This is a genomic window from Rhodococcus sp. NPDC058505 (assembly GCF_042720095.1).
In the GTDB taxonomy this organism is placed as follows: domain Bacteria; phylum Actinomycetota; class Actinomycetes; order Mycobacteriales; family Mycobacteriaceae; genus Rhodococcus_G.
In genome coordinates this window covers 98021-124468 of sequence record NZ_JBHXNB010000007.1, presented here as the reverse complement: position 1 = coordinate 124468, position 26448 = coordinate 98021, and the positions used below count along the sequence as shown (strand labels likewise).

At 71.1% G+C, this 26448-nt stretch carries 25 protein-coding genes; 19 read left to right on the top strand and 6 right to left on the bottom strand.

The annotated features are described in order from the left end of the window. Positions 1-35: 35 nt before the first annotated feature. Positions 36-695: a 2-phospho-L-lactate guanylyltransferase gene (gene cofC / locus ACFWPA_RS08170; RefSeq protein WP_378569966.1), complete on the bottom strand. Its 660-nt coding sequence runs from the start codon at positions 693-695 to the stop codon at positions 36-38. A 119-nt stretch (positions 696-814) separates the two neighbouring features. Here cofC and ACFWPA_RS08165 point away from each other — a divergent pair, with 119 nt between their 5' ends. Then, complete coding sequence (locus ACFWPA_RS08165; RefSeq protein WP_378506579.1) at positions 815-1813, top strand: NAD(P)H-dependent glycerol-3-phosphate dehydrogenase; 999 nt, start codon at positions 815-817, stop codon at positions 1811-1813. 51 nt (positions 1814-1864) lie between these two features. After that, the gene (locus tag ACFWPA_RS08160; RefSeq protein ID WP_378569965.1) at positions 1865-2971 is read left to right on the top strand and encodes a D-alanine--D-alanine ligase family protein; all 1107 of its coding nucleotides are present in this window, start codon (positions 1865-1867) and stop codon (positions 2969-2971) included. A gap of 161 nt (positions 2972-3132) precedes the next feature. On the opposite strand, the gene ACFWPA_RS08155 is transcribed toward ACFWPA_RS08160, so the two are convergent. Together ACFWPA_RS08155 and ACFWPA_RS08150 are read right to left on the bottom strand one after the other, a co-directional pair. After that, positions 3133-3726, bottom strand: coding sequence for a DUF3515 domain-containing protein (locus ACFWPA_RS08155; RefSeq protein ID WP_378506747.1), 594 nt, complete (start codon positions 3724-3726; stop codon positions 3133-3135). A 35-nt stretch (positions 3727-3761) separates the two neighbouring features. Continuing rightward, positions 3762-3995 carry an Lrp/AsnC ligand binding domain-containing protein gene (locus ACFWPA_RS08150; protein WP_378506581.1) on the bottom strand — a complete coding sequence of 78 codons (234 nt, stop codon included), beginning with the start codon at positions 3993-3995 and terminating at the stop codon, positions 3762-3764. Positions 3996-4196: 201 nt separating this feature from the next. On the opposite strand from ACFWPA_RS08150, the gene ACFWPA_RS08145 reads away from it, so the two are divergent. Next, entirely contained in the window at positions 4197-5105 is a 909-nt protein-coding gene (locus ACFWPA_RS08145; RefSeq protein WP_378569964.1) for a thiamine-phosphate kinase, read from the top strand. Between the two features lie 9 nt (positions 5106-5114). On the opposite strand, the gene ACFWPA_RS08140 is transcribed toward ACFWPA_RS08145, so the two are convergent. Next, positions 5115-6560, bottom strand: a complete 1446-nt coding sequence (locus tag ACFWPA_RS08140; RefSeq protein WP_378569963.1) for a DUF1254 domain-containing protein — start codon at positions 6558-6560, stop codon at positions 5115-5117. Positions 6561-6803: 243 nt separating this feature from the next. Between ACFWPA_RS08140 and ACFWPA_RS08135 the strand changes: the two genes are divergently transcribed. Next, positions 6804-7499 carry a uracil-DNA glycosylase gene (locus tag ACFWPA_RS08135; RefSeq protein WP_378506584.1) on the top strand — a complete coding sequence of 232 codons (696 nt, stop codon included), beginning with the start codon at positions 6804-6806 and terminating at the stop codon, positions 7497-7499. 92 nt (positions 7500-7591) lie between these two features. Here ACFWPA_RS08135 and ACFWPA_RS08130 read toward each other — a convergent pair whose 3' ends face one another. Both ACFWPA_RS08130 and rpmB read right to left on the bottom strand, forming a co-directional pair. Further along, on the bottom strand, positions 7592-8389 hold the full coding sequence (locus ACFWPA_RS08130) for an enoyl-CoA hydratase/isomerase family protein (RefSeq protein ID WP_378506585.1): 798 nt from the start codon (positions 8387-8389) through the stop codon (positions 7592-7594). A gap of 115 nt (positions 8390-8504) precedes the next feature. Continuing rightward, complete coding sequence (gene rpmB / locus ACFWPA_RS08125) at positions 8505-8696, bottom strand: 50S ribosomal protein L28 (protein ID WP_378506586.1); 192 nt, start codon at positions 8694-8696, stop codon at positions 8505-8507. Between the two features lie 214 nt (positions 8697-8910). On the opposite strand from rpmB, the gene ACFWPA_RS08120 reads away from it, so the two are divergent. From ACFWPA_RS08120 to ACFWPA_RS08050, 15 genes are all read left to right on the top strand, one after another. Next, positions 8911-10545: a DAK2 domain-containing protein gene (locus ACFWPA_RS08120; RefSeq protein ID WP_378506587.1), complete on the top strand. Its 1635-nt coding sequence runs from the start codon at positions 8911-8913 to the stop codon at positions 10543-10545. Positions 10546-10574: 29 nt separating this feature from the next. Next, the gene (gene recG / locus ACFWPA_RS08115; RefSeq protein WP_378569962.1) at positions 10575-12914 is read left to right on the top strand and encodes an ATP-dependent DNA helicase RecG; all 2340 of its coding nucleotides are present in this window, start codon (positions 10575-10577) and stop codon (positions 12912-12914) included. A gap of 54 nt (positions 12915-12968) precedes the next feature. Further along, on the top strand, positions 12969-13487 hold the full coding sequence (locus ACFWPA_RS08110; RefSeq protein WP_378569961.1) for a hypothetical protein: 519 nt from the start codon (positions 12969-12971) through the stop codon (positions 13485-13487). Positions 13488-13638: 151 nt separating this feature from the next. Continuing rightward, complete coding sequence (locus ACFWPA_RS08105) at positions 13639-17052, top strand: pyruvate carboxylase (RefSeq protein ID WP_378506590.1); 3414 nt, start codon at positions 13639-13641, stop codon at positions 17050-17052. A gap of 25 nt (positions 17053-17077) precedes the next feature. After that, the gene (rsmD, locus tag ACFWPA_RS08100; protein ID WP_378506591.1) at positions 17078-17641 is read left to right on the top strand and encodes a 16S rRNA (guanine(966)-N(2))-methyltransferase RsmD; all 564 of its coding nucleotides are present in this window, start codon (positions 17078-17080) and stop codon (positions 17639-17641) included. Beyond that, on the top strand, positions 17638-18129 hold the full coding sequence (gene coaD / locus ACFWPA_RS08095) for a pantetheine-phosphate adenylyltransferase (protein WP_378506592.1): 492 nt from the start codon (positions 17638-17640) through the stop codon (positions 18127-18129). Before rsmD ends, coaD begins: the two co-directional genes overlap by 4 nt. 102 nt (positions 18130-18231) lie before the next feature. Then, entirely contained in the window at positions 18232-18996 is a 765-nt protein-coding gene (locus tag ACFWPA_RS08090; RefSeq protein WP_378569960.1) for a DivIVA domain-containing protein, read from the top strand. 131 nt (positions 18997-19127) lie between these two features. Further along, positions 19128-19754 (top strand): YceD family protein, encoded by a 627-nt coding sequence (locus ACFWPA_RS08085; RefSeq protein ID WP_378506594.1) that lies wholly within the window; start codon positions 19128-19130, stop codon positions 19752-19754. 2 nt (positions 19755-19756) lie between these two features. Further along, on the top strand, positions 19757-19939 hold the full coding sequence (gene rpmF / locus ACFWPA_RS08080) for a 50S ribosomal protein L32 (RefSeq protein WP_137799096.1): 183 nt from the start codon (positions 19757-19759) through the stop codon (positions 19937-19939). 5 nt (positions 19940-19944) lie between these two features. Next, entirely contained in the window at positions 19945-20712 is a 768-nt protein-coding gene (rnc, locus tag ACFWPA_RS08075) for a ribonuclease III (RefSeq protein ID WP_378569959.1), read from the top strand. A 4-nt stretch (positions 20713-20716) separates the two neighbouring features. Continuing rightward, positions 20717-21583 (top strand): bifunctional DNA-formamidopyrimidine glycosylase/DNA-(apurinic or apyrimidinic site) lyase, encoded by an 867-nt coding sequence (gene mutM, locus ACFWPA_RS08070; RefSeq protein ID WP_378506596.1) that lies wholly within the window; start codon positions 20717-20719, stop codon positions 21581-21583. A 321-nt stretch (positions 21584-21904) separates the two neighbouring features. Then, entirely contained in the window at positions 21905-22003 is a 99-nt protein-coding gene (gene kdpF / locus ACFWPA_RS08065) for a K(+)-transporting ATPase subunit F (protein WP_378506597.1), read from the top strand. Then, complete coding sequence (gene kdpA / locus ACFWPA_RS08060) at positions 22004-23695, top strand: potassium-transporting ATPase subunit KdpA (RefSeq protein ID WP_378506598.1); 1692 nt, start codon at positions 22004-22006, stop codon at positions 23693-23695. It abuts the gene before it with no gap. After that, the gene (gene kdpB, locus ACFWPA_RS08055) at positions 23692-25794 is read left to right on the top strand and encodes a potassium-transporting ATPase subunit KdpB (RefSeq protein ID WP_378569958.1); all 2103 of its coding nucleotides are present in this window, start codon (positions 23692-23694) and stop codon (positions 25792-25794) included. Before kdpA ends, kdpB begins: the two co-directional genes overlap by 4 nt. A gap of 6 nt (positions 25795-25800) precedes the next feature. Then, positions 25801-26445 (top strand): potassium-transporting ATPase subunit C, encoded by a 645-nt coding sequence (locus ACFWPA_RS08050; RefSeq protein WP_378569957.1) that lies wholly within the window; start codon positions 25801-25803, stop codon positions 26443-26445. Positions 26446-26448 lie beyond the last annotated feature (3 nt).

Here is a 26448-nt window from a genome sequence, read left to right as displayed (position 1 = left end):
CGACGGCGATTCGAGATGAACGTCGAGCGACCGTTTCACCACCCGAGCGCGCGAAGCACCCGCGCCGTCTCCGGGCCAGCGCCCAACGCGGCCGCGGCGTCGAGATCGGCTGGCGTGTCCACATCGAGGCGCAGCCCTGGCCAGTTCCCCGTCAACGCCGCTGCCCCCGAATCGATGTGTTTGCGCGCCGAATCCGCACCGAACTGCGGTGCGAGATCGGCCGCCGTCGCGGCGATCAGGGCGGCCGTCCCGGTGCCGTGATGATCGACGACCACCGCACGCCGGTGCGGCAGCGCGGCCGTCACCGCGGCGGTAAGTTCGTCCGCGGACAGGCACGGCAGGTCGCCCTGGAGGGCGACGATCGGCACCCCCGGCATGCCGAGCCGCCGAGCGGCCGAGTGCAGCACCGAATTCAACGGGTCGACGGCGTGCTCGTCGGGGTCCGCCAGGTGCGCCGCGCCCGCGGTCTCGGCGACGGCAGCCACCGCCGCGTCCGGGGTAATCACCGTGACACCCGCGACGGCATCCGAGGACCGCGCGGCGGTGAGCGTGTCGCGCAGCATCGCCAGCACCAGCGCGGCCCGCTGCGCGCGGTCGAGACGGGACGCCAGCCTGGACTTCGCGCGCCCGAGGTCCTTGACGGCGATCACCACGTGGGCGCGCACCGCCGTCGAGGGTGGGGGTGCGCCGGTCATGCCGCCAATCCTGCCAGTGCCACCGACGGCGGACACGGGGGCGTCATGCGCACCGCCGGTCCCCACCCCGGTACTACTGTCGTCACTGCCAACATGGAGCGGGAACGGTCGGAGGGCAGATGGTCAGGGCGGCGGTACTGGGTGCGGGTTCGTGGGGAACGGCGTTCGCGAAGGTGCTGGCGGATGCCGGGACCGAGGTGACGATGTGGGCCCGTCGCGAGGAGGTCGCCACCGCGATCACGACGACCCACGCCAATCCCTTTTACCTGGAGGGTGTCGCGCTGCCGACGACCGTGACCGCCACCAGCGATCACACCGCGGCGGTCGACGGCGCGGATCTCGTGGTCCTCGCCGTGCCCTCCCAGACGCTGCGCGAAAACCTCGCCGGCTGGGCGCCGGCAATCGGACCGGACGCGACCCTGCTGTCGCTGGCCAAGGGTATCGAGTCGGGCACGCTGATGCGGATGAGCGAGGTGATCACGGAGGTCGCGGCAGTGCCGCCGGGGCGGGTGGCCGTGCTCTCCGGCCCGAACCTCGCGCGCGAGATCGCGGTCGGTCAGCCCTCCGCCACCGTGATCGCGTGCGTCGATCACGATCGGGCTGTTGGAGTTCAAAAGGCGTGTGCCACAGGATATTTGCGGCCGTACACCAACGTCGACGTGGTCGGCTGCGAGATCGGTGGTGCCTGCAAGAACGTCATCGCGCTCGCGTGTGGCATGGCGTCCGGGCTCGGATTCGGGGAGAACACGAACGCCTCCATCATCACCCGCGGCCTCGCCGAGATGATCCGGCTCGGTGCCGCGCTCGGCGCCAACCCCGCGACGCTCGCCGGCCTGGCCGGTGTCGGGGACCTGGTGGCGACCTGCTCGTCGCCGCTCTCCAGGAACCGAACCTTCGGCGCGCACCTGGGGCAGGGCGGCACCCTGGCCAGTGCCCAGGCCGCGACCAAGGGGCAGGTGGCCGAGGGCGTCAAGTCGTGCACCTCGGTGCGCGCGCTGGCAGCACGGCACGACGTGGAGATGCCGTTGACCGACGCCGTCCACAAGGTCTGCCACGAGGGACTGTCCGTGCCCGAGGCGGTCGGCATGTTGCTCGGCCGCCGAATCAAACCCGAGTAGGTCGCAAACCCGCGTGCGCCGACCGCCCGCCGCCAACGGTAGGGTTTCCGGGTGAACAATCCTCGTACCAGGGTCGCGGTCGTCTTCGGTGGCCGAAGCAGCGAGCATTCGGTGTCCTGCGTGTCCGCGGGCAGCGTCCTGCGCAACCTCGATCCGGACGTCTACGACGTGGTGCCGATCGGCATCACCCCGGACGGTGCGTGGGTGCTCGGCTCCACCGACCCGGACACGCTGACCATCGACGGTCGCGCGCTGCCGTCCGTCGACGCGTCGGGTGCCGCCCTGACGCTGACCGCGGACCCCACCCGGCCCGGCGCGGTGGTCGCGCTCGACCCCGAGCGGGCCGGTGAGATCCTCGCGTCCGTCGACGTCGTGTTCCCGGTGCTGCACGGCGCCTACGGCGAGGACGGCACCATCCAGGGCCTCCTTGAGCTTGCCGGTGTGCCCTACGTCGGTCCCGGCGTGCTGGCCAGCGCGGCGGGCATGGACAAGGAGTTCACGAAGAAGCTGCTCGCCGCAGAGGGGCTGCCGATCGGCCACCAGGTGGTGCTGCGGCCGGGTGCCGCGACGGTGACCGCGGCGGACCGGGAGGCGCTCGGGCTGCCGGTCTTCGTCAAGCCCGCCCGCGGGGGTTCCTCGATCGGCATCACCCGGGTCACCAGCTGGGACGGGCTCGATGCGGCGATCGCGCATGCCCGCAGTCACGACCCGAAGGTCATCGTCGAGGCCGCGATCATCGGCCGCGAGGTCGAATGCGGCGTCCTCGAGTTCCCGGACGGCACCGTGCGGTCGAGCGTCGTCGCGGAGATCCGCATGCCCGAGATCACCGACGATGACGGCGCGTTCTACGACTTCGACACCAAGTATCTCGACGACATCTGCGAGTTCGACGTGCCCGCCAAGCTGGACGACGCCGTCGGCGACGAGATCCGCGCGATCGCGGTGCGCGCGTTCGAGGCACTCGACTGCCAGGGCCTCGCCCGCGTCGACTTCTTCGTCACCGAGAACGGCCCGGTCATCAACGAGATCAACACGATGCCGGGGTTCACTGCGATCTCGATGTTCCCGCGGATGTGGGACGCGGCCGGTGTCGACTACCGGACGCTGGTGTCCACGCTCGTCGACACCGCGCTCGCGCGCGGGACCGGCCTGCGCTAACGCGCCCCGAGCCGCCCCGAGCGCCCCGAGGTCCCCTCCACCCCGACCCGCCCCCACCCCGAGTGAACGGAAGCGTTCAGTCGATCTAATCGACTGAACGTGCCGTTCACTCGGCGGTGGGGGCACCGTCTCCGGGCCCGCCGACTGATCGAGGGACGCGATCAGGGGTTGGGGATCGGCGCCGGGTCGATCGGCGTCGCCTCGAGGGCGCCCGACAGCGCGGCGGACGTGTCCTGCAGCGGCGTCGGGCCAAGCCCGTGCGGGATGGTCACCGCGACGTACACGCCCCGGTCCACGGCGAACCAGGTGCTGGCGTCGAGGCCTTCGTCGCCCGGAATCTCCAACCACTGCACACCGTCGACGAGCTGCAACGCGCTGGCCGCGTCGAACTCGCTCGGCCGGTCGAGGCCGCACCGCAGCACGATCTCCTGCGCGTCGGCCGACTGCCACGCCGCTGCGCCCTCCGGGGCGGGATCCACGAGTTCGGCGCGGCTGAAGTCGCCCAACCGGTCCGGCAGCGTGTCGATCAGTGCGGTGCATTCGGCGGACCCGGACGCGGGCGCGGGCACCGGGCCGAGCGCGACCGGATCGAGCGCCGGGTTGCGGTTCGCCACGATGGCCGCGACGACGATGCCCCCGACCAGCGCGACGGGCAGCGCGACCGCGGCGGCGATCAGGGCGGGGCTGCGGCGGGTATCGGACGGATCGGTGGCGTCGGTGGTGCTCACGGTGCTGTTCTGTGCCGTTTCGTTCAGGGGATTGTTGTCGTCGGGGATTGGAGACGGGATGCTCACGCGGTCGTGGCCACCTCGCAGGTGAGGGTGCGGGTGATTCCGGCGACCCGCTGGATCCGCTCGACGACCGGGGTGAACCCGGAGCCGGCCCCGTCATCGACACGGACCACCACGTCGTAGGGGCCGGTCACGTCCTCCGCGGTCAGCACCCCCGGCAACTGCCGGATGCGGTCGGCGATCACCGTCGCCCTGCCCACCTCGGTCTGGATCAGTATGTACGCCTGCGCCACCGGTGGGCCCCTTCCCAGTGCAGGGCCCCGCCGCCTCGGTAGAGTCGCGGTGGCCCTGGCTGTCGTGCTCGGCCGGATCGAGTCCCGGCCGCCTCCCAGGGTACCGCGACCGCTTTCGACGAAAGGCCCGTCATCGACACACCGGCTTCGGAGCAGTTCCCGGACCGCGGACCCACCGTTGCGGATCTCGGGGAGTTCGCCGTGATCGACCGGGCGGTGGCCGGACGCGTCCAGCCGGACACCACGGATCTCGGACCGGGCGACGACGCCGCCGTCGTGCGCGCCGCCGACGGGCGGGTGGTGGTGTCCTCGGACATGTTGGTGCAGGGCAGGCACTTTCGGTTCGACTGGTCCACCCCCGAGCAGGTGGGGCGGAAGGCGGCCGCGCAGAACGCCGCGGACATTGCGTCGATGGGGGCGTGGCCGACCGCGTTCCTCGTCTCGCTCGGCTGCCCGCCGGACACCCCGATCCGGGTGGCGGACGCCCTGAGCGAGGGGATCTGGGCGGAGGCGTCCGCGCTCGGCGCCGGGGTGGTCGGGGGGGACACCGTCCAGTCCGATCAGGTGGTGCTGTCCCTCACGGTGCTCGGCGACCTGCGAGGCCGCGACGCGGTGCTGCGGGCGGGTGCCCGACCCGGGGACCAGGTGGCGGTCACCGGGCGGCTCGGGTGGTCCGCCGCCGGCCTCGCCCTGCTCGTCGCCGACAACCGCGACTTCCCGGAACTTGTTGATGCGCACCGTGTTCCGACGCCTCCCTACCGCCGTGGTCCGGACGCAGCCGAGGCGGGCGCCACGGCGATGACGGACAACTCCGACGGCCTCGTCGCCGACCTCGGGCACCTGTGCGCGGCGTCCGGGGTACGGGTCGACCTCGACCCGGCAGCCCTGACCCCGGACCCGCCGCTGCGTGCCGCCGCCCAGACGCTGGGCGTGGACCCGTCCGCCTGGGTGCTGACCGGTGGCGAGGATCACTCCCTCCTCGCGACCTTCCCCCGCGGCGCGGCCCTGCCCGACGGGTGGCGCCGCATCGGCGTCGTGCGGGCCGGTGCCGGTGTCACCGTCGGCGGGCGCGCGTGGTCGGGGTCGGGAGGCTGGCAGAGTTTCGGCTGACCCGCGGGATCAGTCGAGCGGTTCGAATTCGCCAAGCGTCCAGGTCCGGTCGAACCACGGCTCGAGCGGGCCATACAGGCGAAACAGCGGAAACCACGACTTGCCGGGCAGCGTCTCGACCCAATTGGATTCCCTGCCCGCGGGCGGGGTCGGGCCGAAGAACAGGTCGTGTGAGCCGTCCTCGTTGGCGACCAGGTCGCCGGAGTTGCTCGCCACCGCAGGCCAGATCGTCGACGGAACCTGAATCAGCGACCGGGTCTGGGTGTCGTACACGTCCACCGCCCAGAAGTTCTTCACCGGCGGATTGGGGTCGACGTGCAGCCGGTAGCTGCGGCCGCCGTCGAGGATATCCCCGCGCGCGTCGTGCACGGTGTAGGCGTAGGCCGAACCCGCTCCGACCTTGGCGTGCGCCATCGCCGGGGTGATGACGGTCGCGATGTAGTGGAACTGCGTGCGCGCGTCGAGAAGTCGGGCGCCGTCACGGAGAAATTCGTGGTTGCCGCCGACGAAGGCGTTGTTCCACGACCCGTACAGCGACGCCTCCGGATCCCGCGGCGCGAAGGACAGTGCCCGCGCCATCCCGGCACCGATGCGGGCCGCGCTATCGAGGATGCCGCGCATCCGGTCGTCCGGCTCGAACGGCGTGCCCTTCACGATGCCGATCGCCGCGAGCTGGCCGGCCCGTTCCGGGTCGAGCGCCTCGGTCGGCTCCTCCTGCACGAGTTCGTCGACCTCGAAGAAGAACGACAGGTCGTTCGCGTGGACCGTGTTGAAGGGCGCCTCCTCCACCCAGTTGACCCACTCGTTGGCTGGCGGGGAATCCGCCTCACCCAGCGGGTAGATCCGGGTCCGCTGCATGTCGGCGACGCCGCCGAGCGCGCGCAGCACGACCCAGTTCGTATGGGTCGGGCTCCGCAACACGAAGTAGCCGTCCGGCACCTCGCCGGTGTAGCCGGGCGGGAGGAACAGGTAGTTGCCGCCAAGGCCGTGGTCGGGTCCGGGAATGCCCATGTCGGTGACGTAGCGGAACCAGAAGTCGTCGACGACGCACATCGAGTTGGGTGGCGCCTCGATCACCGTAGGCCCCCAGGCCTTGAGGTCGAGGAAGGTGGTGCCGTAGGTGGTTTCGGTGTTCGGAGTCAGCGCGAGCCCGCGTGAATTCGCCCGCGGATCCGAGTAGCCGATCGTGCGCGGGGAGTCGATGCCCAGCGTGCGGAGGCCGCGGCGGAACGCGACCAGCGACGCACCGGGCACGCAGTTGAGGAACACGTCGATCCCGCGAATCAGGTCCAACGCGTCGTAGATCGACGTCACCGTGTCGGGGAGCGGCACCCCGTCAAAGAACCGGAGGTGCCCGAACGGGGTGTCGATGCCGTCCGGCGACGAGATCGACGCGATCGCGTCGGTCAGGCCCGGCGGCGTCGAACCGGGAATGGACGTGTCGTGATTCACCATGTGCAGCACCTCTCGACTGAACCGATCCGTGTCACCACACGATAGGGATTCCGGTGGCAGGGCCGCCTCACTCGATGGGGGTGAATCCGGAGGCCAGGCCCGCGCCGGGGCACCATCACCCGGGGCGTATGGGCGTCGATAGGCTGACCGCATGACCAACAGTGCACGCGGACAACGCCCGTCCACGGTCCGATCTCGCCTCGGGCGCAGTGGGACGGCCGCCGCCGGTCGCGGGCTGCACCGATGACGCCCCGTCCGCTCGATGAGCTGGTCGAGCCAGGCTGGGCGCAGGCGTTGGCGCCGGTTGCCGATCGGATCGCGGCGATGGGGGAGTTTCTCCGCGCCGAAAACGACGCAGGCCGCGGCTACCTGCCCGCGGGGGAGCACGTGCTGCGCGCGTTTGCCCAGCCGTTCGACGAGGTGCGGGTCCTCGTGGTCGGTCAGGATCCGTATCCCACCCCGGGACATGCGGTGGGACTGAGCTTTTCGGTGGCGCCGCAGGTGCGTCCGGTGCCGCGGAGCCTGACCAACATCTTCACCGAACTCGGGTCGGACCTCGGCGTCCCGACCCCGTCGACCGGCGATCTGACACCGTGGGCCAAGCAGGGGGTGCTGCTGCTGAACCGGGTGCTGACCGTGCAGCCGGGTCAGGCCGCATCCCATCGGCGCAAGGGCTGGGAGGAGGTCACCGAGCAGGCCATTCGCGCGTTGGTGGACCGGACCGATCCGAGCGGGCGGCGGCGTCCGCTCGTCGCGGTCCTGTGGGGTCGGGACGCCGGGACGCTCAAGCCGATGCTGGGGGACACCCCGGTCGTGGAGTCCGCGCATCCGTCCCCGCTGTCCGCGTCCCGCGGCTTCTTCGGGTCGAGGCCCTTCAGCCGCGTCGACCGGCTCCTCGAGGATCAGGGGGAGAAGCCGGTCGACTGGCGGTTGCCCTGACCTGCCACCCGCCGAGCGAACGGATCATTCGGTCGATCTGATCGACTGAACGCTTCCGTTCACTCGGCCGGGCGGGGTGGGCGGGTCGGCGGTCAGCGCAGGGACGTGAAGTCGGGGGCGCGCTTGGCGACGAACGCGTCGACGCCCTCGCGGCCCGTTGCGCCGCCGGACGCAGCGGAGATCGCCGCCGCCTCCGCGTCGAGCTGATCCGACAGGGTGGACTCCTCCGACCGGGCGAGGAGCTCCTTGATGCCCGCGTAGGACGCGGTCGGCCCCGTCGCGAGTCGCTGCGCCAGCTGTTGGGCCTGCTCCTGCACCTCATCGTCGGCGACGACGCGGCTCAGCACGCCGAGGCGGACGGCCTCGTCCGCGTCGAGGACGGCATCGGTGAGGAGGATCTCGCGGGCCCGGCGACTGCCGACGATCCGCGGCAGGTTCCAGGACATGCCGCCGTCCGGGGTGAGCCCGATTCCGGGATAGGCGGGGCGCAGTTTCGTCGAGGCGCCGCCGAGCGCGATGTCCGCCGCGCACACCAGGCTCATGCCTGCGCCCGCCGCCCAGCCGTGCACCGCCGCGACGACGGGAACCGTCGCGGCGGCCAGCAAGCGCACGAGGTCGTGCAGTTCGTTGGCGATGCCGAGGATGTAGGCGGGTCGGTCGTCGGCGGCGGCGAACGCCCGGACGTTACCGCCCGCGCAGAAGTTCGCGCCGTCACCGACGAGCAGGATCGCGCCTGCGGCGATCTCGCCTGCGGCGAGTGCGCGCAGCGCGGTGGTGCCCTGGTTGACCGCGTCGGAGTCGAGTGCGGTGCCGTTGTCGGCGGTGGCAATGGCGATGCGAAGCACGTCGCCGACAAGGCGGACGTGGGTAAGGCCGTCGAGAGAAGTCACCGTTGTACCCTATCGGGGCGCCGGAACCGGGTGTGCGCAGCTCCCGGTGGTCGACAGACGACTGTGCCCCCGACACCGGAGGGTGTCGGGGGCACAGTCGATGCTGGGATGAACCTCAGCCGCGGACGACCTTGCCCGCCTTCAGGCAGGAGGTGCACACGTTGAGCTTCTGACGGGTACCGGTTCCAACCTGGGCCCGGACAGTCTGAATGTTCGGGTTCCAGCGACGGTTGGTACGCCGGTGCGAGTGCGAGACCGACTTACCGAAGCCGGGTCCCTTGGCGCAAACGTCGCAGACGGCAGCCATAGTCGCGAACTCCTTGATGTGATGCGGATGGTTTTCAGTTGCGAGCAGGGGACACTGGAGCGCCCCGTGCCAGGCAACCGTGCCAGATTAGCTGGCGCACCCCCGAAAGGCCAAACCGGGTCCGTGGGGTGCGTCGAGGTGAGCGGGCTGTCGGGCCCTGCCGCTAATCTTGCGGCACCGATGATACCGAAGTCACGCGGAGGACGACATCGAGGTGCGCGAGGCCCTGCAGCAGCTGGACGGTGCGGCGTTGCGTCGCTGGGCTTGGGGCTGCGTCGAGGGGCTGACCGGCCGCTGCGAGGACATCAACCGGCTCAACGTCTTCCCGGTTCCGGACTCGGACACCGGCACCAACATCCTGTTCACGATGCGCTCCGCGGTCGACGCGGCGGCGTCGGTACCGGACGGTGCACCGTCCTCCGCGGTCGCCGCGGCCCTCGCCCGCGGAGCGGTGACCGGCGCCCGCGGCAATTCGGGAGTGATCCTGTCCCAGGTGCTTCGGGGGATCGCCGAGGTGGCCCGCGGCGAGCGACTCGACGTCGCCGCCGTGCGCAACGCCCTCAACGAGGCCGCTGTCCTCGCCGCCGAGGCAATCAGCACCCCCGTCGAGGGCACCATCGTCACCGTTCTGCGGCACGCCGCCGCGGCAGCGGACGACCGCCCGGCAGGTGCCGCGCTCGGCGCCGTGGTGACGGCGGCCGCGGAGGCCGCGGTCGAGGCGCTCGCCCGCACCCCGGAACAGCTCGCCGAGCTTGGCAGGGCGGGTGTCGTCGACGCGGGCGGGCTCGGGCTGGTTGTCATCCTGGATGCGCTCGTCGGGGTCGTCACCGGGACCGTCCCGGACCGGTCCGGGCTCGCACTCGACGCCCCCGTGACGGCGGGGGCGGCGCCCGTCGCGCCGCCCGCACCCTGCGCCGGGGACCACAGCGGTCAGGACTACGAGGTGATGTACCTGCTCACCGACTCCGACGCGCGGCGGGTCGGGACGCTGCGCCTGCGGCTCGGTGACCTCGGTGACTCCGTGATCATCGTCGGCGATGGTGCCGGGGCGTGGACGGTGCACGTGCACTGCGTCGACCCGGGCGCCGCCGTCGAGGCGGGTCTGGAGGCCGGGTCCGTGCGCCGGGTCCGGATCGCCTGCTTCGCGCTCGACGCGCTGCGCGGGTCGCGGCCGGCGGCACACCCGCCGACGACGGGCAGGCGCATTCTGGCGGTGGTGGACGGCGACGGTGCCGCGGACCTGTTCGCCGCCGAGGGTGCGCGGGTGCTGCGCGCGAACCCGCCGGTTACCCCGCAGCGGTTGCTGACCGCGATCCGCGGTCTCGACTGCGCGGAGGTGCTGGTCCTGCCGAACGGGGCGCTGCCCGCGCAGGAACTGGTCACGGTCGGCGCGGCCGCCCGCGACGACCACCGCTCGGTGCTGCTGCTGCCGACCTCGTCGACGGTGCAGGGCCTCGCGGCGCTCGCCGTGCACGACGACGGCCGGGCCGCCGCCGACGACGCCTTTGCGATGTCGGAGGCGGCCGCGGCCACCCGGTGGGGCTCGGTGCGCGTCGCCAGGGAGCGCGCGCTGACGTTGATGGGTACCTGCGCGGCCGGTGACGGACTCGGCCTGATCGGGCACGAGGTGGTGGTCATCGCCGCCGACGCGGCCGACGCCGGGCGCAGGCTCCTCGACCAGGTGCTCGGCATCGGCGGGGAACTGGTCACGCTGCTGGTGGGGGCACAGGCGCCCGCTGTGCTCGCCGACGCCCTTGTCGACCATGTCGCGCTGCACCATCCCGGCGTCGAGGTGCACGTGTATCCCGGCGGACAGGACGGCGACCTGCTGCAGGTCGGCGTCGAGTAGGACCTCGAGGCAGGACGAGAAGACTCACGATGGCAACCCTCACCGATCGCATTGATCACCTGCTCGGCGCCAAGGCCGCCGAGCCGCTCGCGCAGGACTTCGAGATCCACACCGTCGAGGACCTGCTGCGGCACTACCCGCACCGCTACGCGACGCAGGGTGCGGAGCTGGGGGAGAGCAGGCCGCCCGAGGGCGCCCACATCACGCTGGTCGCGACCGTCGCGAAGGCCGACGTGGTGTCGTTCAAGAACCGCAACGGCAAGATGCTCCGCACCGTCCTCGAATCCGACAAGCAGCGGGTCGAGGCCACGTTCTTCAACCCGCAGAAGGTGGCGCACGTGATCCGGCCGGGCGTGCGGGCGATGTTCTCCGGCACCGCGAAGTACTTCCGCGAGCAGCTGCAACTGACGCACCCGAGCTACCTGATCTTGCCGGCAGGCGACGGCGAACCCACGGTCGGTGGGCGGGTACGCGGAGCCGGGGAGCTGGCCGGGATGGCGCGCAGCGCGCAGGGCTCCGACGCGGGCGTCGACATGGAGATCTTCGATCGGGAGCTGATCCCCATGTACCGGTCGACGCGGGACGTGGAGACGTGGACGATCGCGAAGTGCGTCCGGCAGGTTCTCGACCAGCTCGACCCGGTGCCCGACCCGCTGCCGGAGGCGACGCGCGAGGAGTTCGGCCTCATGGCCCTCGACGAGGCGCTGCGCCTCGTGCACCGGCCGGAGACCACGCTGGACATCGAGCGGGCGCGGGAGCGGCTGCGCTTCGACGAGGCGGTCGCGCTGCAGCTGGTGCTGGCCCGGCGCAGGCACGCCGTCGACGAGCGGGTGGCCCCCGCCTGCCCGCCGCGACCCGACGGCCTCGCGGCCGCGTTCGACGCGCAGCTGCCGTTCACCCTCACCGACGGTCAGCTCGCGGTGGCGGCGGAGATCGCGGCGGACCTGTCCCGGCCGCATCCGATGAACCGGCTGCTGCAGGGTGAGGTCGGATCCGGCAAGACGATCGTCGCGTTGCGCGCGATGCTGCAGGCGATCGACGCCGGGTATCAGTGCGTGCTCCTGGCGCCGACCGAGGTGCTGGCCGCGCAGCACGCCCGTTCGCTGCGGCAGATGCTCGGAACCCTCGCCCTCGCAGGCGAACTCGGCGCCGCCGAGTACGCGACCCGGGTCACGCTGGTGACCGGGTCGATGTCGGTAGCCGCCAAGCGGGCGGCGCTGAACGAGACGCAGGTCGGGGACGCCGGCATCGTGATCGGCACCCACGCGCTCATCCAGGACGGCGTCGGCTTCTTCAACCTGGGCCTGGTCGTCGTGGACGAGCAGCACCGCTTCGGTGTCGAGCAGCGCGACAAGCTGCGGTCCCGCGCCCGGGAGGGGTTGAGCCCGCACGTGTTGGTGATGACCGCGACGCCGATCCCGCGCACCATCGCGATGACCGTCCTCGGTGATCTGGAGACCTCGACGCTGCGGGAGCTGCCGCGCGGGCGGTCGCCGATCGTGAGCAACGTGGTGTCGGCGTCGGACAAGCCGGCGTGGGTGGACCGGGCGTGGGCGAGGATCTGCGAGGAGGTCGCGGCGGGGCGGCAGGCCTACGTGGTGTGTTCCCGGATCGGGGAGGGAGACGAGGACGACGAGGCGGGCGGCGAACCGGCACTCGACCTCGACGACCTCTTCGGCGGCGACGCACCCGAAGCCGAACCCGCCCGGCGCGCACCGGTCAGGAAGGCGAAGCCGGCCAGGGGCGGGGACGCTCCGCAGACCGCGGCCGCGGTCGCCGTCTTCGAGGACCTGCGGAGGGGGGCGCTGTCGTCGGTGCGGGTGGGGCTGCTGCACGGCAGGCTGCCCGCCGACGAGAAGGACACGGTGATGCGCGAGTTCACCGCGGGTGAGGTCGACGTCCTGGTCTGCACGACCGTCGTCGAGGTCGGTGTCGACGTCCCCAACGCCACCGTGATGGTGATCGTCGACGCCGACCGGTTCGGTGTCAGTCAGCTGCACCAGCTGCGCGGCCGCGTCGGGCGCGGCGCCCACCAGGGACTGTGCATCCTGATCACCGGCTCGCGACCCGAGTCGCCCGCGTTCCGCAGGCTGAGTGCGGTCGCGGGAACCAACGACGGATTCGAACTGGCGCAGCTGGACCTGGCACAGCGTCGCGAGGGCGACGTGCTCGGTGTCGCCCAGTCCGGGACCACCACGACGCTGCGCCTGCTGTCGCTGCTCGACCACGAGGAGGTCATCGCGACGGCACGCGACTTCGCGCGGCGCGTCGTCGCGGAGGATCCGGATCTGAGCCAGCATCCGGGGCTGGCGTCGATGGTGTCGGCGGGACTCGACGCCGAGCGGCTGGACTTCCTCGACAAGTCGTAGCGTGTCGGTGGCAGCCGACCCTGCCGCGCCGCCCGACCGACCCGAGGAAGTGCCATGACCGACGACCTGTCCGCCCCGTCCGACCTGTCCGCGTACGAGGACGAGCTGGCGGCGATCGAGCGGCGGGTGCGACGGGAATTCTCGTTCGGGCGCAGGCGGCCGGTCGTGATGGCGTTGATGTTCGTCCTCGCCGTCGCGTTGTTCCTGCCGTTCTCCGGTTCGGACTCGGCGGTCACCATCCTGGCCGGCGCGGCCGCCGCCGAGGTGACGGTGCCGCAGCGGCTGTTCCTCGGGTTCGTCCTCGTGATCGGGCTCGGGGTGTCGACGCTCGCGGTGGCCACCCGGCGGTGGGCGCTGTCCTGGCTGGCGATGCTCGGGTCGTCGATGGGGTTCGTGTTCGGGATGCTCGCCTGCTGGTCGCAGCAGTCGCTGCCGGAGGCGACCAGGCCGCAGGGGCTCGGGGCGGGACTGCTGCTCGCGTGGGCGGCGATGGCGCTGCTCGCGATCCAGTGGGCGTCGGTGACGTGGAGCCGCGCGAACGTGATGCCGGCGCGGGGGCGTCGGGAAAATTAGCCGAAATCGCAGCTCACGCGGGGTGGCGGGGTCGCGTGAGGTGGGGCAAGGTAGCGTACTGCATCGTTACAGGCGTCCGATCGTCCGGGGGATTCCCGGATGGTGGAACGCACCGCCATGTTCGCCGTGAACGCAGGGGTAGTTTTCAGCGATGTTCTCAAAAGTCTTGGTTGCCAATCGCGGTGAAATCGCGATTCGGGCATTCCGCGCCTCCTACGAGCTGGGTGCGGGCACCGTCGCCGTCTTTCCGTACGAGGACCGCAACTCGGTTCACCGGCTGAAGGCAGACGAGAGTTACCAGATCGGCGAACAGGGCCACCCGGTGCGGGCGTACCTGTCGATCGGCGAGATCGTCTCTGCCGCCAAGAAGGCGGGCGCGGACGCGATCTACCCGGGCTACGGCTTCCTGTCCGAGAACCCGGACCTGGCCGCCGCCTGCGCCGCGGAGGGCATCACGTTCGTCGGCCCGTCCGCCGAGATCCTCGAGCTGACCGGCAACAAGGCCCGCGCGATCGCCGCGGCGAAGGCGGCGGGTCTGCCGGTGCTGGCGTCCTCGGCGCCGTCCGCCGACGTGGACGAGCTGATGGCGGCGTCCGAGACGATGGAGTTCCCGATCTTCGTCAAGGCCGTCGCCGGTGGTGGTGGTCGCGGCATGCGCCGGGTCGCCGACCGCGCACAGCTGCGCGAGTCGATCGAGGCCGCGGCCCGCGAGGCCGAATCGGCCTTCGGGGATCCGACCGTGTTCCTGGAGCAGGCCGTCGTCGACCCCCGGCACATCGAGGTGCAGATCCTCGCCGACGGGCAGGGCAACGTCATCCACCTGTTCGAGCGGGACTGCTCGGTGCAGCGGCGGCACCAGAAGGTGATCGAGCTGGCGCCGGCACCGAACCTGCCGGACGAACTGCGGCAACGGATCTGCGCGGACGCCGTCGCGTTCGCCAAGCAGATCGGCTACTCCTGCGCTGGCACCGTCGAGTTCCTCCTCGACACCCGCGGCAACCACGTCTTCATCGAGATGAACCCCCGCATCCAGGTCGAGCACACGGTGACCGAGGAGATCACCGACGTCGACCTGGTGCAGGCGCAGCTGCGGATCGCGTCCGGCGAGACCCTCGCCGATCTCGGTCTGAGTCAGGACTCGATCGCCATCCGCGGTGCCGCGCTGCAGCTGCGGATCACCACCGAGGATCCGGCGAACGGGTTCCGGCCCGACACCGGCCGGATCACCGGCTACCGCACCCCCGGCGGTGCTGGCGTGCGGCTGGACGGCGGCACCATGGTCGGCGCCGAGGTCGGCGCCTACTTCGACTCGATGCTCGTCAAGTTGACCTGCCGCGGCCGCACCCTCGAGGCGGCCGTCGCCCGTGCCCGCCGCGCGGTCACCGAGTTCCGGATCCGCGGCGTCGCCACGAACATCCCGTTCCTGCAGGCGGTGCTCGACGACCCGGAGTTCATTGCAGGCAAGGTCACCACGTCGTTCATCGAGCAGCGTCCCGAGCTGCTCACGCAGCGTGCGTCCGCGGACCGCGGCACCAAGATCCTCACCTACCTGGCCGACGTCACGGTCAACAAGCCGCACGGCGAGCGCCCGTCGACGGTGTACCCGCACGACAAGCTGCCCGCCATCGATCTCAAGGCGGCGCCGCCCGCCGGATCCAAGCAGCGGCTGATGGAGCTCGGACCCGAGGGATTCGCCGCCGCCCTGCGCGCGCAGGACGCCCTCGCCGTCACCGACACCACCTTCCGCGACGCGCACCAGTCGCTGCTGGCGACCCGGGTACGCAGCCGCGACCTGCTCACCGTCGCCGGGCACGTGGCCCGGATGACCCCGGAGCTGCTGTCGGTGGAGGCGTGGGGCGGCGCCACCTACGACGTCGCGCTGCGGTTCCTGCACGAGGATCCGTGGGAGCGGCTCGCCGCGCTGCGCGAGGCCATGCCGAACATCTGCCTGCAGATGCTGCTGCGCGGCCGCAACACCGTCGGCTACACCCCCTACCCGGAGACCGTGACCCGCGCGTTCGTGCGGGAGGCCACCGCGACCGGTGTCGACATCTTCCGGATCTTCGACGCGCTCAACAACGTCGACCAGATGCGGCCCGCGATCGACGCGGTCCGGGAGACCGGGACCGCGGTCGCCGAGGTCGCCCTCTCGTACACCGGGGACCTGTCCAACCCGAACGAGACCCTCTACACCCTCGACTACTACCTGAAGCTGGCCGAGCAGATCGTCGACGCCGGTGCGCACGTGCTGGCGATCAAGGACATGGCCGGACTGCTGCGTGCCCCCGCGGCCGCGACCCTGGTGTCGGCGCTGCGCAGCAACTTTGACCTGCCGGTGCACGTGCACACCCACGACACCCCCGGCGGTCAGCTCGCCACCTACCTGGCGGCGTGGCAGGCGGGTGCGGACGCCGTCGACGGCGCCAGCGCCGCGATGGCGGGCACCACCAGCCAGCCTGCCCTGTCGGCGATCGTCGCCGCAGCGGCGCACAGCCCGCGGGACACCGGCATCGACCTCCAGGCCGTGTGCGACCTGGAGCCCTACTGGGAGGCGCTGCGGAAGGTGTACGCGCCGTTCGAATCCGGGCTGCCGTCCCCGACCGGGCGCGTGTACACCCACGAGATCCCGGGCGGGCAGCTGTCGAACCTGCGCCAGCAGGCCGTCGCGCTCGGCCTGGGCGACCAGTTCGAGGAGGTCGAGGCCAAGTACGCGGCAGCGGACCGGATGCTCGGCCGCCTCGTCAAGGTCACCCCGTCGTCCAAGGTGGTCGGCGACCTCGCCCTGCACCTCGTCGGCTCCGGCGTCGACACCGAGGAATTCGCTGCCAACCCCGCAGGCTACGACCTCCCCGACTCCGTCGTCGGGTTCCTGCGCGGCGAGCTCGGCACCCCCGCGGGCGGCTGGCCCGAACCGTTCCGCACCAAGGCCCTTGAGGGCCGCGGCGCCGCAAAGCCCGAGACCCCGCTCACCGCCGCCGACGAGGCCGGTCTCGCGGGCGCCTCCGACGAGCGGCGCGGCACCCTCAACCGGCTGCTGTTCCCCGGCCCGGCAAAGGAATTCGGTGAGCACCGGGCCAAGTACGGCGACACCTCCCGGCTGTCGGCGAACCAGTTCTTCTACGGCCTGCGCCGCGGCGAGGAACACCGCGTGGAACTCGCGCCCGGTGTGGAACTGCTCATCGGACTGGAGGCGATCTCCGACCCCGACGAGCGCGGCATGCGCACGGTGATGTGCATCCTCAACGGGCAGCTGCGGCCGGTGTCGGTGCGTGACCGGTCGATCGCCAGCGAGGTGCCCGTCGCGGAGAAGGCCGACCGCGCCAACCCCGGCCACATCGCGGCCCCGTTCGCGGGCGTGGTCACGCTGATCGTCGCGGAGGGACAGAAGGTCGCGGCCGGTGACACCGTCGCCACCATCGAGGCGATGAAGATGGAGGCCGCGATCACCGCGCCGCGCGGCGGCACCGTCTCCCGCCTCGCGATCGGCCCGGTGCAGCAGGTCGAGGGCGGCGACCTGCTTGCGGTGATCTCCGTCGTCGCCGCAGAGGAGGACGGCCCGCAGTGACACGGATCGTTGCCGGGGCGGTGCGGTGACCCGGATCGTCGCCGGCGCCGCGGGTGGGCGCAGGCTCCGGGTGCCCGAGCAGGGCACCCGGCCCACCTCCGAACGGGTGCGGGAGGCGCTGTTCAGTGCACTGGACGCGCGGATCGACCTCGACGGCGCGCGCGTGCTCGACCTGTACGCGGGTTCGGGGGCCCTTGGCCTCGAAGCGCTTTCGCGGGGAGCGGGCCACGTGCAGTTGGTCGAGTCCAATGCCCGCGCCGCAGCGGTGGTCCGGGCCAACATCGCCGAGGTGGGCCTGCCCGGCGCGGTCGTGACGACCGCGCCGGCGGCCGCCGTCGTGGCGGGCACCCCGGACGGGGAGTACGACATCGTGATGCTGGACCCGCCGTACGCGTTGGGGGAGCAGGAGCTCGGGGTCGTGCTCGCCGACCTGGCCGCGAAGCGCTGGGTCGGCGAGGGGTCGCTGGTGGTGGTCGAACGGGCCACCCGCTCGCCGGAAACGGTGTGGCCGGACGGATTCGAGGTCGAGCGGACCCGCAAGTACGGCGACACCCGGGTCGAGATCGCCTGTTACCGTCTGCAGTCATGAGCAAGGCGGTCTGTCCCGGGTCCTTCGATCCCGTCACCAACGGTCACCTCGACGTGATCGCCCGTGTCGCGGTGCAATTCGACGAGGTCGTCGTCACCGTCGTCGTCAACCCCAACAAGCGGGGCATGTTCTCCGTCGACGAGCGCCTGCAGATGCTGCGCGACGCGACGGCGGACCTGCCGAACGTGACCGTCGACTCCTGGCAGGGGCTGCTCGTCGACTACGCGACCGCGAACGGTGCCACCGCGATCGTCAAGGGCCTGCGTGGCGCCAACGACTTCGACTACGAACTGCAGATGGCGCAGATGAACCACAAGCTGACCGGTGTCGACACCCTGTTCGTCGCGACCAACCCGCGCTACAGCTACCTGTCCAGCTCGCTGGTCAAGGAGGTCGCCACCTACGGCGGCGAGGTCTCGGACATGCTGCCCCCGCACGTGCACGCGCGGCTGCTCGAGCGGATCGCCGAACGCGCGGCCGCCGGCTAGACGCACGACACATCTGGGTGCCGGTGGGCGTGGCGCCGCGCCCCGTCCGCGGGCTGCGGCAAGATTGACGGCGCAAGCCGCTGTCGACGATTGGGGTGTGGCGTGTACCGGGTATTCGAGGCGCTCGACGAGCTCGTCGCGATCGTGGAGGAGGCCCGAGGCGTCCCGATGACCGCGGGCTGCGTGGTGCCGCGGGGTGACGTCCTCGAACTGCTCGACGACGTCCGTGACGCGCTGCCCGGCGAACTCGACGACGCGCAGGACGTGCTCGACCACCGCGACAAGCTCGTCGGGGACGCCCGCGCGCACGCCGAGCAGACGGTCTCCGGCGCCAACGCCGAGGCCGACGAGACCCTCACCGGCGCGCGGGACTCCGCCGACCGGATCCTCGCCGACGCCAAGGAGAAGGCCGACCGGATGGTCGCGGAGGCCCGCGCGCACGCCGACCAGCTCGTCGCCGACGCGCAGGACGAGGCCGAGCGGACCGTCAGCGACGCGCGGCGCGAGTTCGAGGACGTGACCGGCCGGGCGCAGGACGAGGCCGACCGGATGGCCGAGGCGGGGCGGGCCGCGCAGGAACGGTCCATCGCCGAGGGGCGCGCCGAGCAGGAACGCCTGGTGTCGGCGACCGAGGTCGCGATGGCGGCGTATGCCGAGTCGGCGCGGGTGATCGACGCGGCGCACGCCGAATCGGATCGCCTCCGCAGCGACTGCGACCTGTACGTCGACACCAAGCTCGCCGAGTTCGAGGAGTTCCTCACCGGCACCGTCCGATCCGTCGGCAGGGGCAGGCAGCAGCTGCGCACCGGGTCCGGGGTGCCGACCTACGACGACGTCGACGATCGACGGTCCGAGCGTCGCCGCTGACCGGCCCGACGCCGGATTCACCCTCGCGGTCGACCGTCGCGTATCGTGGGGTGGTTGCCCGATCCGGGCCCGTCCCGATCCGCAGAGAACCGGTCCCGTCGAGAACCGGCCCGTATGGAAAGAGTGTTCGCGTGTCGTCCCACCGTTCCACCTCGCCCCGTCCGCACGACGGCGGCTTCGTGCTGGACACCCGCACCCTCGGTCGCAGGCCGGGGTCGATGACGACCCTCACCCGGACCGTGCCGACCCCGATCCGCATCGGCCTCGACCTGGTCGCGGTGCCGGTCGGTGCCGACGTCGAGCTGGACCTGCGTCTGGAATCCGTTTCCGAGGGCGTCCTCGTCACCGGCACGGTGCGCGCCGCGACGGTCGGGGAGTGCTCGCGCTGCCTCGAGCCGTTCGAGGGCGAGCTGAACCTCCACCTGACCGAGCTGTTCGCCTACCCGGACAGCGTCACGGAGGAGACCACCGAAGAGGACGAGGTCTACCGGATCGTCGACGAGATGATCGACCTGGAGCCGGTCATCGTCGACGCCGCCGGGCTTGAACTTCCGCTGCAGCCGTTGTGCAGCGAAGACTGTCAGGGACTGTGCCCCGAATGTGGCATTCGCCTGGCGATTGCAGAATCCGGGCATGGGCATGAGATACTGGATCCTCGCTGGGCTGCCCTCGCGGGGAAGTTGGTCGACGCCGACAGTGTCGAGGCCGATGCAGAGTCCAGCACGAGTCGTGTGAACACCGAAGCCGAGGAGAAGTAGAAGTGGCTGTCCCCAAGCGCAGAATGTCGCGATCCAACACCCGGTCGCGTCGCAGCCAGTGGAAGACCACTGCGCCCACCCTCATCACCTGCCCGAACCGTGGCTGCGGCGAGAAGACGCTGCCCCACATTGCGTGCCCGTCCTGCGGCACCTACAAGGGTCGTCAGGTCACCGCTGCGGTCTAGTCGCAGTGACAAGCAGTACGAGCCCAACAGCTCCCGCCGGCGGCGAGGAGGGACAGCATGCTTCCCTCCTCGCCGCCCTTGGCGTTGAGTTGGACGATGCACTTCTGACCCTCGCCCTGACGCACCGGTCGTACGCGTACGAGAAGGGCGGCCTGCCGACGAACGAACGCCTCGAGTTCCTCGGGGATTCCGTTCTCGGGCTGTCCGTCACCGAACGCCTGTACCTGGCGCACCCGGACAAGTCCGAGGGCGAGCTGGCGAAGATCCGCGCGAGCATCGTGAACATGCACGCCCTTGCGGAGGTCGCGCGCGGCCTCGGCGAGGGTGGCCTCGGCGTTCACCTCCTGCTCGGCAAGGGCGAGGAGATGACCGGCGGCCGCGACAAGGCCAGCATCCTGGCCGACGGCATGGAGTCGCTGCTCGGCGCCGTGCACCTGCAGCACGGCATCGACACCGCGCGGACCGTGGTCCTCACCCTCTTCGCGGACCTGCTCGAACGCGGACCGAAGCTCGGCGCAGGCCTGGACTGGAAGACCAGCCTGCAGGAGCTGACCGCGGAACGCGGCGACGGCGTCCCCGTCTACGAGATCAGCTCCACCGGCCCCGACCACGACAAGGAGTTCACCGCGACCGTGCTCGTCGCGGGAGCACCGCTCGGCATCGGCATCGGCCGGTCCAAGAAGGAAGCCGAGCAGAAGGCGGCCAGCACGGCCTGGAAGTCGCTGACCGACGCGCAGGCCGCGTCGGGCACGGCGTCCTCCGCCGGCGAGTAGCCCCGTGCCGGAACTACCCGAGGTCGAGGTGGTGCGACGCGGCCTCGACGCGCACGTCGTCGGGGCCCGCGTCGCGTCCGTCGAGGTGCTGCACCCGCGGGCGGTGCGCCGGCACCTGCCGGGCGGCGCCGACCTGGCGGCCCGGCTGACCGGCCTGTCGGTCTCCGCCGCGCGCCGTCGCGGCAAGTACCTGTGGCTTGAGGTCGATCCCGGCGAGCTGGCGGTCGTGGTGCATCTCGGGATGAGCGGTCAGATGCTGGTGCAGGAACCCGGCGTGGCAAGGGAGAAGCACCTGCGGATCCTCGCGGAACTCGACAGCGGCCGGCAGCTGCGGTTTGTCGATCAGCGGACCTTCGGCGGCTGGGCGTTGGCGCCGCTCGTCCAGGTGGACGGCACCGCCGTCCCCGCACCGGTGTCGCACATCGCCCGCGACCCCCTCGACCCCCGCTTCGACCCGGACGCCGTCGTCGCGGCGGTTCGCGGCAGGCACTCCGAGATCAAGCGGGTCCTGCTCGACCAGACCGTGCTGTCCGGGGTCGGGAACATCTATGCCGACGAGGCGTTGTGGCGCAGCCGGATTCACGGGAACCGTCCGTCGGACCGGTTGACTCGACCGCAGGTGCGGCTGCTGCTCGCGTCCGTCACCGACGTGATGACCGAGGCGCTCGCGCAGGGCGGCACCTCCTTCGACGCGCTATACGTCAACGTCAACGGCGAGTCCGGCTATTTCGACCGCTCCCTCGACGCCTACGGCCGTGAGGACGAGCCCTGCGCCCGGTGCGGCGCCCCGATCCGCCGCGAGAAGTTCATGAACCGCTCCTCGTACAGCTGCCCGAAATGTCAGCCGCGGCCGCGTCCCCGCCGCCCCTGATCCCTCCGGTCGACTCCGTCGACTGTGCGTGATTTTCACCCCGACCGGGGTAAAAATCACGCACGGGCGCGAAGCGCATCAAGAAGGCGTAAACGCACGCAGGCCACCCCGTCAGCGACCCGTTAGGGACGACGATTCCCCGGCGCGGCGGGGGCACTCTGCACTGTGGCCCGCAAACGGGCCGGGCGCGCCGACGGACGGCGGCCCCTTGCCGTGTGAAGAGGAATGCGTGATGGCTGATCTGGCCTACGTGATGCTGATCATCGGGACCTTCGCGGTCTGCGCGGGCGTGCTGCGCGCGCTGCAGACGAAGAAGGTCCGGTGACGGCGGCCGGCCTGCTGAGTGTCGTGCTGATCGCGCTCGCGGCCGCCCTGGTGATCTATCTGCTCGTCGCGCTCGTCGACCCCGAGAGGTTCTAGGTGAATCCCGCACTCGCAGCGGGACTGCAGATCGCGTTCGTGCTTGGCGTCCTTGCGATCCTGTACGTCCCCGTCGGTGACTACATGGCGAAGGTGTACGACACCGACCGGTCCCGCGACCTACGGATCGAAACGATCCTGTACCGGCTCTGCCGGATCAACTTCCACACCGAGCAGACCTGGTTCGGCTACGCGGCGTCGCTGCTCGGCTTCTCCGCCGCGAGCACCCTGTTCCTGTACTTCCTGCAGCGGGTCCAGGGGGTGCTGCCGCTCGGCGCGGGCCTCGAGGGCGTCAGCCCGGCGATGGCGTTCAACACCGCGGCGTCGTTCGTCGCGAACACCAACTGGCAGTCGTACACCCCCGAGACGACGATGAGCCACCTCACCCAGTCGCTCGGGCTCGCGGTGCAGAACTTCGTGTCGGCAGCCGTTGGCATGGCGGTCGCGATCGCTCTGATCCGCGGCTTCGTCCGCGTCACCCGCGGCGGCGAGATCGGCAACTTCTGGGTCGACCTGACCCGCGGCTGCCTGCGCATCCTGCTGCCGATCTCGTTCCTGATCGCGCTGGTTCTGCTCAGCCAGGGCGTGGTCCAGTCCTACCGAACCGGGTTCACCTCGACCGGCCTCGACGGCGCCGCCGTCACTAATGCGCTCGCGCCCGTCGCATCGCAGGAGGCGATCAAGGAACTCGGCACCAACGGCGGCGGCATCCTCGCCGCGAACTCCGCGCATCCCTTCGAGAACCCCACCCCGCTCTCGAACGTCGTCGAGATCCTCGCGATCCTGCTGATCCCGGTGTCCCTGACCCGGACCTTCGGCACGATGGTCGGCGATCGGAAGCAGGGCCTGACGGTCCTCGCGGTGATGGCGGGCCTGTGGGCGGCGCTGCTCGCGGTGGTGCTCGCCGCCGAGTCCGGCACCCGTGGCGTCGCCGCGACCGCGGCCGGCGGAATGATGGAGGGCAAGGAGGTCCGGTTCGGTATTCCCGGCAGCGCCCTGTTCGCCGTCTCCACCACCGGCACCTCCACCGGCGCGGTCAACTCCGCCCACGACAGCATGTCCCCGCTCGGCGGTGGCGCGGTGCTGCTGAACATGCTGCTCGGCGAGATCGCCCCCGGCGGCGTCGGCACCGGCCTGTACGGCATCCTGGTGCTCGCGATCGTCGCGGTGTTCGTCGGCGGCCTGCTCGTCGGGCGCACCCCGGAATTCCTCGGCAAGAAGCTCGGCAGACGGGAGATCACCCTCGCGGCCCTGTCGGTGCTGGTGATGCCGGCGCTGGTCCTGATCGGCACGTCGATCACGGTGATCCTGGGCTCGACGACCGGGTACCTCGGCAACTCCGGCGACCCGGGCACCCCGCAGGCGATCCACGGGTTCTCCGAGGTGCTGTACGCGTACGCGTCGGCGTCGAACAACAACGGCAGCGCATTCGGCGGCCTCACCGTCACCAGCGACTGGTTCCAGTCCTCGCTCGGCGTGTGCATGCTGCTCGGCCGGTTCCTGCCGATCATCTTCGTTCTCGCCCTCGCCGGATCGCTTGCCGCGCAGCGACGTTCCGAACCGACCACGGGCACCCTGCCCACCGCCGGACCGATGTTCGCCGGACTGCTCACCGGCACCGTCGTTCTCGTCGCGGCACTCACCTTCTTCCCGGCCCTCGCACTGGGCCCGATCGCGGAGGCACTGCAATGAGCGTGCACACCACCGAACGCCCCCGGCCCGCCCCCGACGTCGACGGCGATCCGTCGCCGGTCAAGGCGGGCATCTTCGACCCCCGTCAGCTGATCACCGCGCTGCCCGGCGCGGTCGGCAAGCTTGACCCCCGCCACCTGGCCCGCAACCCGGTCATGTTCGTGGTGCTCGTCGGCTCGGTGGTGACCACCGTGATGGCGATCGCCGACCCGTCGGTGTTCTCGTGGCTGGTTGCCGCGTGGCTGTGGTTCACCATCCTGTTCGCCAACCTCGCCGAATCCGTCGCCGAGGGCCGCGGCAAGGCGCAGGCCGCGAGCCTGCGGAAGGTCAAGCAGGACACCACCGCCCACCGGATCACCGGAAGCGGAACGATCGAATCGGTGCCCGGCACCGAGCTGCGGGTCGGGGACCGCGTCGTGGTGGTCGCGGGGGAGGTGATCCCCGGCGACGGTGACGTGGTCGAGGGCATCGCCACCGTCGACGAGTCCGCGATCACCGGCGAATCCGCCCCCGTCGTCCGCGAATCCGGCGGCGATCGCTGCGCGGTCACCGGCGGCACCGTGGTGCTGTCGGACCGGATCGTCGTCGAGATCACCGCCGCGCCGGGTGAGTCCTTCGTCGACCGGATGATCGCGCTCGTCGAGGGCGCGGCCCGGCAGAAGACGCCGAACGAGATCGCGCTGAACATCCTGCTCGCCTCGCTGACGATCATCTTTCTGCTCGCCGTGGTCGCGATCGGGCCGATGGGCCTGTACGCGGGGCATGCGCTGGACCCGGTCAAGCTGATCGCGCTGCTCGTCTGCCTGATCCCGACCACGATCGGGGCGCTGCTGTCCGCGATCGGCATCGCGGGCATGGACCGGCTCGTGCAGCGCAATGTGCTCGCCATGTCCGGCCGCGCAGTCGAGGCCGCAGGCGACATCGACACCCTGCTGATGGACAAGACCGGCACCATCACGTTCGGTAACCGCCGCGCGACCGCCCTGTACCCGGCGCCCGGCGTCGACGCGGACCAGCTCGCCGCCGCCGCCCGGCTGTCCAGCCTCGCCGACGGCACCCCGGAGGGACGCAGCATCGTCGACCTGTGCGTCGCCGAGTTCGGGCTGTCACCCGAGGCGACCGCGGGCGAGAAGGATTCCGAGTTCGTGCCGTTCACCGCGCAGACCCGGATGAGCGGCCTGGATCTGGCTGGCCCGGACGGGGTGACGCGGATCCGGAAGGGGGCGAGCGACGCGGTCCTGCTCTGGGTGCGGTCGCAGAGCGGCCTCGCCCCGACCGAGGTGACCGACACGGTCAACGACATCGCGTCGGGTGGCGGCACCCCCCTCGTCGTCGCGGTCGCGATCGGGGACACGGTCCGGGTGCTCGGTGTCGTCCGGCTCTCCGACGTCGTCAAGCCCGGCATCGCGGAACGGTTCGCCCAGCTCCGGGCGATGGGCATCCGCACCGTGATGGTGACCGGCGACAATCCGTTGACGGCCAAGGCCATTGCGGACGAGGCTGGCGTCGACGACTTCCTCGCCGAGGCGACACCCGAGGATAAGCTCGAACTGATCCGCCGGGAGCAGAGCGGTGGCCGCCTGGTCGCGATGACCGGTGACGGCACCAACGACGCCCCTGCCCTCGCGCAGGCCGACGTGGGTGTCGCGATGAACACCGGCACCTCGGCCGCGAAGGAGGCCGGGAACATGGTGGACCTGGACTCCGATCCGACGAAGCTGATCGAGGTCGTCGAGATCGGCAAGCAACTGTTGATCACCCGCGGTGCGCTGACCACGTTCTCGCTGGCCAACGATCTCGCGAAGTACTTCGCGATCCTGCCTGCCCTGTTCAGCGTGATCTACCCGCAGCTGGACACGCTCAACATCATGCGACTGGCGACGCCGGAGTCGGCGATCGTGTCCGCGGTCATCTTCAATGCGCTGGTCATTGTCGGACTGATCCCGTTGGCTCTCAAGGGCGTCCGATACCGGCCCGCGACGGCATCGACGCTGCTGTGCCGAAACTTGTTGGTGTACGGGCTCGGAGGTGTGATCACGCCGTTCATCGGCATCTGGCTGATCGACCTTGTGGTCCGACTGATTCCCGGGATGGGGTGAGTGACGATGCGATTCACGATCGGATTGGTGCGCCAGGTGGGCGCCGGGCTTGCGGTGCTGCTCACGTTGACCGCGATCCTCGGGATCCTGTATCCGGCCGCGGTGTGGGGGGTCGGCAGGCTCGCCCCCGGCTCGGCGGAGGGCTCCCCGGTCCGCGATGGCAACGGCTGCGTGGTCGGCAGCCGGTGGGTCGGGCTCGACCCGCAGGTCGGTGCCGGCGAGCCGGACCCGTTCTTCCACGCCAGGGTGACCGGGTCGGTTGCCGACACGGACCCGTTCGCGGTCAGTGATCCGGCCGCCGCGCTGCCCACCAACCAGGGGCCGAGCAGTGAGCTGCTCGCCGAGTTCGCGGCGGCCCGCCGCGCGGCGATCGCCGACCGGGAAGGCATCTCGCCCGACCGGGTGCCCGTCGACGCGGTGACCGGCTCCGGGTCCGGCATCGACCCGCACATCAGCCCGGAGTACGCGGCCCTGCAGGTGCCGCGGGTGGCGACGGCGACCGGGCTCGGCGAGGACAGGGTGCGCGAGCTGGTCCGCGAGCACACCGAGGGCCGCCAACTGGGCTTCCTCGGCGCGGAGCGGGTGAACGTGCTGGAACTGAACCTCGCGCTTGGCTTGACGGCGCCGGATTGCGTGCCCGCGGGTGGATGATGG

Excerpts from the sequence above, each read along its gene's own strand:
- ACFWPA_RS08105 (WP_378506590.1), top strand. The coding sequence starts at position 13,639 with ATGTTCTCAAAAGTCTTGGTTGCCAATCGCGGTGAAATCGCGATTCGG.
- ACFWPA_RS08165 (WP_378506579.1), top strand. The coding sequence starts at position 815 with ATGGTCAGGGCGGCGGTACTGGGTGCGGGTTCGTGGGGAACGGCGTTC.
- ACFWPA_RS08140 (WP_378569963.1), bottom strand. The coding sequence starts at position 6,560 with ATGGTGAATCACGACACGTCCATTCCCGGTTCGACGCCGCCGGGCCTG.
- ACFWPA_RS08050 (WP_378569957.1), top strand. The coding sequence starts at position 25,801 with ATGCGATTCACGATCGGATTGGTGCGCCAGGTGGGCGCCGGGCTTGCG.
- kdpB (WP_378569958.1), top strand. The coding sequence starts at position 23,692 with ATGAGCGTGCACACCACCGAACGCCCCCGGCCCGCCCCCGACGTCGAC.
- recG (WP_378569962.1), top strand. The coding sequence starts at position 10,575 with ATGGCAACCCTCACCGATCGCATTGATCACCTGCTCGGCGCCAAGGCC.
- ACFWPA_RS08135 (WP_378506584.1), top strand. The coding sequence starts at position 6,804 with ATGACGCCCCGTCCGCTCGATGAGCTGGTCGAGCCAGGCTGGGCGCAG.
- cofC (WP_378569966.1), bottom strand. The coding sequence starts at position 695 with ATGACCGGCGCACCCCCACCCTCGACGGCGGTGCGCGCCCACGTGGTG.
- coaD (WP_378506592.1), top strand. The coding sequence starts at position 17,638 with ATGAGCAAGGCGGTCTGTCCCGGGTCCTTCGATCCCGTCACCAACGGT.
- rpmB (WP_378506586.1), bottom strand. The coding sequence starts at position 8,696 with ATGGCTGCCGTCTGCGACGTTTGCGCCAAGGGACCCGGCTTCGGTAAG.
- ACFWPA_RS08110 (WP_378569961.1), top strand. The coding sequence starts at position 12,969 with ATGACCGACGACCTGTCCGCCCCGTCCGACCTGTCCGCGTACGAGGAC.